At 41.5% G+C, this 7,788-nt stretch carries 7 protein-coding genes and 1 pseudogene; 5 read left to right on the forward strand and 3 right to left on the reverse strand.

The window, feature by feature from the left end:
• The first annotated feature begins 96 nt into the window (after positions 1-96).
• The 3 genes from IQ244_RS16780 to IQ244_RS16790 all read left to right on the forward strand — a co-directional run bounded on the left by IQ244_RS16780 (position 97) and on the right by IQ244_RS16790 (position 2,804).
• Positions 97-1,149, forward strand: coding sequence for a dipeptide epimerase (locus tag IQ244_RS16780; RefSeq protein WP_193896033.1), 1,053 nt, complete (start codon positions 97-99; stop codon positions 1,147-1,149).
• A complete protein-coding gene (locus tag IQ244_RS16785; protein ID WP_193896035.1) occupies positions 1,133-2,185 on the forward strand; it encodes a DUF1611 domain-containing protein in 1,053 nt (350 codons plus the stop codon). The genes IQ244_RS16780 and IQ244_RS16785 overlap by 17 nt, the downstream gene beginning before the upstream one ends.
• Before the next feature lie 91 nt (positions 2,186-2,276).
• A complete protein-coding gene (locus IQ244_RS16790; RefSeq protein WP_193896037.1) occupies positions 2,277-2,804 on the forward strand; it encodes a cold shock domain-containing protein in 528 nt (175 codons plus the stop codon).
• A 51-nt stretch (positions 2,805-2,855) separates the two neighbouring features.
• Here the strand turns inward: IQ244_RS16790 and IQ244_RS16795 are convergent, their stop codons facing one another.
• On the reverse strand, positions 2,856-3,287 hold the full coding sequence (locus tag IQ244_RS16795) for a Fur family transcriptional regulator (RefSeq protein WP_193896039.1): 432 nt from the start codon (positions 3,285-3,287) through the stop codon (positions 2,856-2,858).
• Between the two features lie 258 nt (positions 3,288-3,545).
• Between IQ244_RS16795 and IQ244_RS16800 the strand changes: the two genes are divergently transcribed.
• Together IQ244_RS16800 and IQ244_RS16805 are read left to right on the forward strand one after the other, a co-directional pair.
• Positions 3,546-5,150, forward strand: coding sequence for a M48 family metallopeptidase (locus IQ244_RS16800; protein WP_193896041.1), 1,605 nt, complete (start codon positions 3,546-3,548; stop codon positions 5,148-5,150).
• A 72-nt stretch (positions 5,151-5,222) separates the two neighbouring features.
• On the forward strand, positions 5,223-6,020 hold the full coding sequence (locus tag IQ244_RS16805; protein WP_193896044.1) for a COP23 domain-containing protein: 798 nt from the start codon (positions 5,223-5,225) through the stop codon (positions 6,018-6,020).
• A gap of 269 nt (positions 6,021-6,289) precedes the next feature.
• Here IQ244_RS16805 and IQ244_RS16810 read toward each other — a convergent pair whose 3' ends face one another.
• Both IQ244_RS16810 and IQ244_RS16815 read right to left on the reverse strand, forming a co-directional pair.
• The gene (locus tag IQ244_RS16810; RefSeq protein ID WP_193896046.1) at positions 6,290-6,631 is read right to left on the reverse strand and encodes a hypothetical protein; all 342 of its coding nucleotides are present in this window, start codon (positions 6,629-6,631) and stop codon (positions 6,290-6,292) included.
• Between the two features lie 260 nt (positions 6,632-6,891).
• Positions 6,892-7,657: pseudogene (locus IQ244_RS16815) on the reverse strand (transposase); the annotation flags it as partial.
• Between the last annotated feature and the right edge of the window lie 131 nt (positions 7,658-7,788).

Genomic DNA, 7,788 nt, shown 5'->3' on the forward strand with positions numbered 1-7,788 from the left:
ATGCTAGTTGATAAATGTAAAAAAGTATAACAGATTCATAAAATCAGCTAAAATCTCTTAAACTATTTTCTGCCCTAGCCATCATAGAGCAGACTTATGCAATTAGAAGTCAAGGTATTTACTGTCAATAAACGATTTCCCTTAACTATTAGTCGAGGGACAACTGCACAGACAACAAATGTATGGGTGAAAATTTCACAAGATGGCGTTGAGGGCTGGGGTGAAGCATCACCTTTTGGGGTGGGGAATCATGCCCAAAAAACCGAGCAAATTAAAGGTGCAATTGAGCAAGTCATACCATTATTAACAAATTTTAGTCCTTTGCAGAGACAACAAGTCGAGCAATTGTTAATTCAACAGCAGGTTCTTTCATCGGCGCGGGCGGCTGTGGATATGGCGATGCACGATTGGTTGGGTAAGTTTGTTGGTTTACCACTGTGGCAGATTTGGGGATGCGATCGCCATCTTATTGTCCCAACTTCAGTAACTATTGGCATAAATTCACCAGAGGGTGCGAGGGCGCGGGCGCGTGACTGGTTAAATTATCTGGATGTCCGGCTGTTTAAGGTGAAATTAGGTAGCTCCGATGGTATTGATGCAGATCAACAAATGCTATTAGCAGTCCAACAAGAAGCACCACATTTAGAATTTTTTGTAGATGCAAACGGTGGTTGGAATTTGCCAGATGCAATTAAGATGTGCCATTGGTTGGCTGATTTAGGTGTAAAGTATGTAGAACAACCACTGGCAAGGGGTCAGGAAGCGAGTTTAGCTCAACTCAAACAAGAGTCACCCCTACCGATTTTTGTTGATGAAAGTTGCTTTACTAGCGTTGATATTCCCCATTTGGCAAACTATGTGGATGGGATTAATATCAAACTGATGAAGTCAGGGGGCTTAACCGAAGCCTTGCGGATGGTACACACAGCGCGGGCTTATGGTTTGCAAGTGATGTTTGGTTGCTACTCTGACAGTTCACTAGCTAACACAGCCGCAGCACAATTAGCACCACTCGCTGATTATTTAGATTTAGACAGTCACCTGAACTTAATTGATGACCCATTTATGGGTGCATTAGTAGTAGAAGGAAAAATTTTACCAAACGATTTACCAGGCTTGGGGGTACAATACAGTGCGTTTGCCGTTTAATCAACGAATAGCTATTCTACTGCATGAAGGAACTACAGGAACTCAGGGCAAAACAGGGTTGGCAATTTTACGCTACAGTGAAGCCCCGATTGTCGCAGTTATTGATAAGGTAACTGCTGGTAGGTCTTTGACAGAATTAACAGGTATCAAGCGTAATGTGCCAATTGTGGCATCTGTCGCCGCGGCTTTAGAGTATAAGCCAGAAGTATTGGTAATTGGGATTGCGCCAAAAGGTGGTGCTGTACCTGATGATTATTGGGTAGAAATCAAAGATGCACTAGAGGCTGGGATGTCTTTAGTGAATGGTTTACACACACCATTGGCGACAATGGCAGAGTTAAATGCAATTCTCAAACCAGGACAGTTAATTTGGGATGTCCGCAAGGAACCACCAAATATAGATGTAGCTAGTGGGATGGCGCGGACGCTTCCCTGTCGCCGAGTGTTGACGGTGGGAACAGATATGGCGATTGGGAAAATGTCTACTAGTTTAGAACTACATTGGGCGGCAAAGTTACGGGGTTGGCGTTCTAAGTTTATCGCTACAGGTCAAACTGGTTTGATGCTAGAAGGAGACGGTATCGCTTTAGATGCAGTCCGAGTAGATTTTGCGGCTGGTGCTGTGGAACAAATAGTGATGCGTTATGGCAAAAACTATGACATTCTGCAAATTGAAGGACAAGGTTCGCTGCTACATCCTGGTTCTACAGCCACTTTGCCTTTAATTCGGGGTTCTCAACCCACACAACTAGTATTAGTACATCGCGCCGGACAAACCCATAATCGGAATAATCCCCATGTCCCGATTCCGCCGTTAACGAAAGTGATTCAAATGTATGAGTCGGTGGCTAGTGCCGGGGGTGCTTTTGGAAAAGTGCCTGTGGTGGGTATAGCGTTGAACACTGCACATTTAGATGAGTTTGCCGCCCAAGAAGCGATCGCGCAAACTACAGTCGAAACAGGTTTAGTTTGCACTGATCCAGTGCGTTTTGGCGCTGGGTTGTTGTTAGATGCAGTGATGCGAAGTGAAGTATAAAGTGTGAAGTATAAAATTTCACACTTCTATTGAGATCAAAGATCCTATTTTTGGGAAAACTACCAAATAGGCATCACCTTAAGACTGTTGTATGAAACCGATTTTACACAAAGGGCAATTAACAACTTGGAAGGATGATAGAGGCTTTGGCTTTATCAAACCCGATGGTGGTAGTAAAGAGGTCTTCTTACATATCAGTGCTTTGAAAGGAGCCGGTCGTCGCCCAAAGGTTGGAGATACGATCTTATACGAGCAAGTTTTTGAACCTAATGGCAAGATAAGTGCTACCAAAGCCTCCATTCAAGGTGTTGTGCCTCAAGCTTCGTCAACTAAGAGAAAAAACAGAAAAGGTGGATCACTCAAAACTGCTGTTGGGGTCGTAACTTTAGCTGCCATTGCTCTGTTTAGTCGTAGTCCTTTTCCCTCACCAATTACATCTATTATGCAGCCGGGATGTATGATTAAAGGCAATATTTCAATTGCAACAGGAAAAAAATTACATCATCTTCCGGGTATGGAAGATTATGGATCAACTGTTATTGATCCATTGAAGGGAGAGAGGTGGTTTTGTACAGAGAAAGCAGCGATCGCATCTGGTTGGCGTAAAGCACCAAGGTAGACACAGCAACCCAACACATCATAGCTACAGGCTGCAATCAAATTTCAGACTTCATACTTCACACTTTGTTTCACAACGATCGCACATTCCCTGCACAGTCACTTCATAGCGTTCTGCTTTCAGTCCAGACCGCAGTTTATTTAGATCAATACACTGAAATGTATCCCAACTAATGTCTTCAATGGCACCACAACATTTGCAGCGAAAATGATGATGTAGTCCAACATTGGCATCATAACGAGAGACACCTTCTTCTAAAAGCACTTCCCGCACTAAGCCTACCTCGCGTAATGCTTGCAGTGCAGCATACACTGTGGCTTGGGATGAAGTCGGTGCATCTTGATTCAAGTTCGTCAGAATTTGGTCAACTGTGGGATGGTCTTCTCGTGCCAGTAGATTTGCATATACTGCGAAGCGCTGCGGAGTCACTCGCAATCCTTTGCTCTTGAGTGTTTTGACAATCTCATCAGCTTTTTGCTGCATAGCATTTACTTGAATCACATTAACAGACCTAGGACTACTATTATAACGTTTCTGCTCTGAGTACTTAACCTATTTCAGAAATATCAATTTAATAGAGTATTTATAACTATTTTATCTCTCTGAAATCATAATTATTCTGGTTTCAAAATATGAAAGTTTATACCCTAAGATTGTGGTAAAAGAGTCGCGATCGCTCTAGGCGGATGGGGTCAGTTACTCATAGCATTAAAACAGCCCCTTTGCATAAATGAACTCAGCATGAAACGAACCAGGAAGTCTCTGCTGCTAACCTTGAGTTGGATTTTGCTGTCAGTTGGTACATCAATTTTAATTATTCTGACGCAACCTTTAGCACCTGTTCCAGCCCAAGAACCTGCCACTACCACAATAGAAACAACAGATACACCCAGTTCCGAAAGTTCAAAGCCAAATCAGACTGAAAAGCCGGAAGCCACCGAACCGAAAAAACCAGATGCAGCCACGGAAACTGCACTCACACCTGAAGAAATTGCCCGTCAACAAAAGTTTATTGCAGCTGATAAGTTATATCTAGCCGGAAATATTACCGAGGCGGAAAAAATCTATCGGGAAGTAAAAACACCATTCGCCAATATGGATGCTGCAACTCAAGAACGCAAAACCGCAATTCTTGACCCGACGCAACTATCACCAGCAGGCAAAGTTTACTGGCGAGAATCAGAAGCGGGAATTGCGGCTAAATTGCAAACGAGAACAGAAGTACCGCTGAAACTGCTGGTGGAACAGTATCCCGAATTTATTCCTGGTCAGATTCGCTATGCCGAAATTCTCAAACAATATAATCGCCCCAAAGAAGCTTTAGATATTTTAGAACGGGCATCATCACTATATCCAGATCAACCAGAGTTAATTAAAGCCAGAGTTACAGCACTGGCTGATGAAAAGAAATGGATGGAAGCATCCTTAGCTGCGCGTCAGTTTGCCCTAGTTTATCCTAATGATCCGCAAGCAGAAGAGTTTACCCAACTCGCAGAACAAAATCTCAAACGCTACAAAGCCCATATCCGCGAAGAAATTAGAGGTAACACCCTGGCTAATATCATCACAGGTGCAGTTGGCTATGCTGTGACAGGTAGTTTGTTAGGGCCGTTTTCTGCCTTGGACTCTACCATCTTGCTATTACAGGGAGAAGGGGCTGTGGGTGAGTCGGTAGCGAAACAGGCCAAACAACAGCTACCCTTAGTTAAAGATGAGGAAGTTCTTGCCTATGTAAACGAAATTGGACAGAAACTAGTAAAAGTTTCAGGACGCACCGAATTTAAATATGAATTTTTTGTCATTCCCGAAGAAGAACTAAATGCTTTTGCCTTACCAGGGGGTAAAGTTTTTATAAATGCAGGTGCGATCGCTAAAAGTAACTCCGAAGCTGAACTAGCTGGGTTAATTGGTCACGAATTATCTCATGTAGTTTTATCCCACGGTTTTCAACTCATCACCCAAGGAAACCTGATTTCTAACGTTACTCAATATCTGCCTTTTGGCGGGACTTTTGGTCAACTCTTCTCTCTTAGCTACAGTCGTGAGATGGAACGTCAAGCAGATTTTCTTGGTACTCGCTTGATTGTGGCGAATGGCTATGCTGCTGATGGGTTGCGTAACTTGATGGCGACACTGCAAAAACAACAAAAAAATGCTCCACCTACTTGGTTATCATCCCACCCAGGCGGTAAGGAACGGGTGAGTTATCTAGAAAACTTGATTACTCGTGGTAACTACAACCGTTACAGCTATGAAGGAGTTGAACGTCACACAGCCATTCAAGCCAAAATCAAACAACTGTTGAAAGAGAAAAAAGAACAAGAAGATAAAAAGCGTCGTTCTTGATGAATCAAAACACAAATTTCTGCGTCATTTGAATTATCAATTGCCTACCTCATATCTACTAAAGGATAATTTATGACATTACAACCCTTGAAGTTCTTATTTTTAAGCAGCCTGGGCTTGTCCTTGTGTTTGGGTAATTCCGCCGCCTTTTCCCAAGTGAATGATGGTGGTGGTATCGTTGTCCCGACAACTTCCGATCCCTATCCATCCGGTTCATCAAATCCGGTTGACACCTCAACAGGTGTACCTACTTCCTCTAGTGGAACTGTAGTTACTGGTACTAGATTTAGCTGCCAAAATAGTAATGGTCAGTACACAGTTATGTATCAGCCTGAAAGCCAACCTGGGCGATTTTTTGCTTGGGCTGCTCCTGCGCGATTGGGCGGTGATTGGGACCCGTACAAACGTTGTGTTACCATTGCTCAACGCTTAGAAGAATATCGCCCCGATGGTTTGCAAGAACTCCAGACAGGTTTCTTGAATAACGAAAACATTGTCTGCGTCACCACTGAAGCTAACCCTAGCTGTCGGATTGTGCTAACAGTACCACGAGATAAAGACCCGTATACTGTCCGCAATGGCATTTTCCAAAACTTAGTTTCTGCGGATGACGGTCAACAAACTACGGCTGTGAACACTTATCGCAACAATAGAGGCGGAGTAGACGATATTTACAACATAGGCCGCACAATCTTGGGTGGAAGCAATCGTCAAGTTAGCTCATCTAAAAGTGGGATTAATCTTAAACCTTTCCTTGATCGCAAAGATGGTGGAACTGGCACAAAGTTACGCAATGGTGTAGCAATTCGTCGTCAATCGCCAACACAATCTCAAGGTCGGACTCGCTTAAATCCTGGCAATTTCCGTTAAAGATGTGAGACATTTGTCACGCACAATTTTCTGTTTACTCATGAGATGGTAAAGCAGAAGATGGTGAGGAAGGAAAAGGATAAAACTATACCAATTTTAAAGATGATGATAGATAGATTGACAGTAGCAAGTTTGAGAAAAACTGCCAATCTAAAATTCTAAATGGTATTAACTTCCTCATCTTCCTCATCTACCTAATACTTAATTAACCATTTTGAATAACTGTAATAATTATAAATTTTTAATACATCTTTGCATAAATTTTCCCCTCATTTAAAAGCCAAGAAGGGCAAAGATACATCAGGATTAATATGTTTTGTTGTATTGGTAACGGTAGGGTCGCTGCCAGTTTTTCTATCTTCACTTGTTTTTGATTTTGTAGCAACCACACCAACCAACATCTTTAGGGTGATTAACTGTGCTTTATTCAGGTATTTTTCTAAAAAATTTTGGTAGAATGATGCCAACATTATAATGACGGTCTTGTTCAAATTACGAGACCGTTCTTTTTTACCACGAAACCGATCTCCACAGAAGAGTCTATTACCCCTATACAGTTCATTCTCAATAAGCACCTCATTTTTTCCAGGGGTCTGTACCTCCCAAACCATTCCCTGTCCGGGTTTAGGGGCGATTGTCGCCCTTTGAAGTTTCTGATACTGGACATTGATTTGTCAGGGCAGAATCGAAGATACCCTCATCAGGCTGTATATTTCTATTGATCATTAAGCATTGTCTTCCTGTAGATAGCTCCCTAGCTTAAGTACTTAATCTAAGTGTTAATTACTGTAACTTCTGCTATGAACCTCTACTAAAGTATATTTACTGAAATAAATACATAAAAGGATATGTTATCAATACTGTTGCCAATTTACGAGGTTTTAAAGCCTGTAGCAACGGCATGAATACGTCCCAAAGAAGTAAGCTTGGCAAAAATTTGATTTAATAAAATAGGCTCAGGGGTTTCTGGAAGCATTTTTAAAATTTCATGGACATATCGAAAGCCACGATAATGAGCCTTAAGGTCAATAATGCCGGAACCGGGATTAGAGAAACGAAAATCAGCGAGAAGATGGTGGGATAAATTGACCATGAAGAATGCTAGATTAGCAGCATTAGTCACAGCCGTTTGGCTTAAGTTCATAAAATCTTCCAGCCCCCAGAACTGTTTGGCATCACGAAAATTAAACTCGATTTGGAAACGGAGTTTGTATTAATCGATTATCTTTTCGTATGACAACTGTCTTGTCACTAGAAAATAAAATTACATGACTACGAGCATTAGTTTTCAGATTGGTTTTGACTAAAATAACTATATTTAGTGCTTGAGCAAATTCCTTGTGGAGTAAAGTGGTTTGATAAATGTCAGTTTTGGTATCCTCCTCAATGCTACTTTTACACAAATATGCGTCAGGTATATTACAATAATCCAGCTTATTGCCGTATTTACGACGGGAGCGACGATTAGGATCAGGGTTTTGGTAAGGTATGTATAATGCAGAATCATGGCGCAACTTGGAAATTATGTGCAAGTTAACAAGACGTGCCATCTGCAAAGCATTATTGTTCCCAAAATGACCATCTAAGACTAAGTAAGTCAGAGGGATAAAGTTAGCTATTAACTTAACTAACTCATTAGAACTATCTTTAAAATAAATTTTGTGGGAAAATAAACAGAAAAATGTAACTATGTATATCAATAATGACAAGTCCCCTAGAAAGAATAGAACTATACCCCCAGGAATCAAAAAGATTAATTGGGATTAAG

Origin of the sequence: Nostoc sp. LEGE 06077, from assembly GCF_015207705.1 — a bacterium.
Taxonomy (GTDB): domain Bacteria; phylum Cyanobacteriota; class Cyanobacteriia; order Cyanobacteriales; family Nostocaceae; genus Nostoc_B.

Bases quoted from the DNA above. Each gene is read 5' to 3' on its own strand.
- IQ244_RS16795 (WP_193896039.1), bottom strand. From the start codon at position 3,287: ATGCAGCAAAAAGCTGATGAGATTGTCAAAACACTCAAGAGCAAAGGA.
- IQ244_RS16805 (WP_193896044.1), top strand. From the start codon at position 5,223: ATGACATTACAACCCTTGAAGTTCTTATTTTTAAGCAGCCTGGGCTTG.
- IQ244_RS16810 (WP_193896046.1), bottom strand. From the start codon at position 6,631: ATGGTTTGGGAGGTACAGACCCCTGGAAAAAATGAGGTGCTTATTGAG.
- IQ244_RS16790 (WP_193896037.1), top strand. From the start codon at position 2,277: ATGAAACCGATTTTACACAAAGGGCAATTAACAACTTGGAAGGATGAT.
- IQ244_RS16800 (WP_193896041.1), top strand. From the start codon at position 3,546: ATGAAACGAACCAGGAAGTCTCTGCTGCTAACCTTGAGTTGGATTTTG.
- IQ244_RS16780 (WP_193896033.1), top strand. From the start codon at position 97: ATGCAATTAGAAGTCAAGGTATTTACTGTCAATAAACGATTTCCCTTA.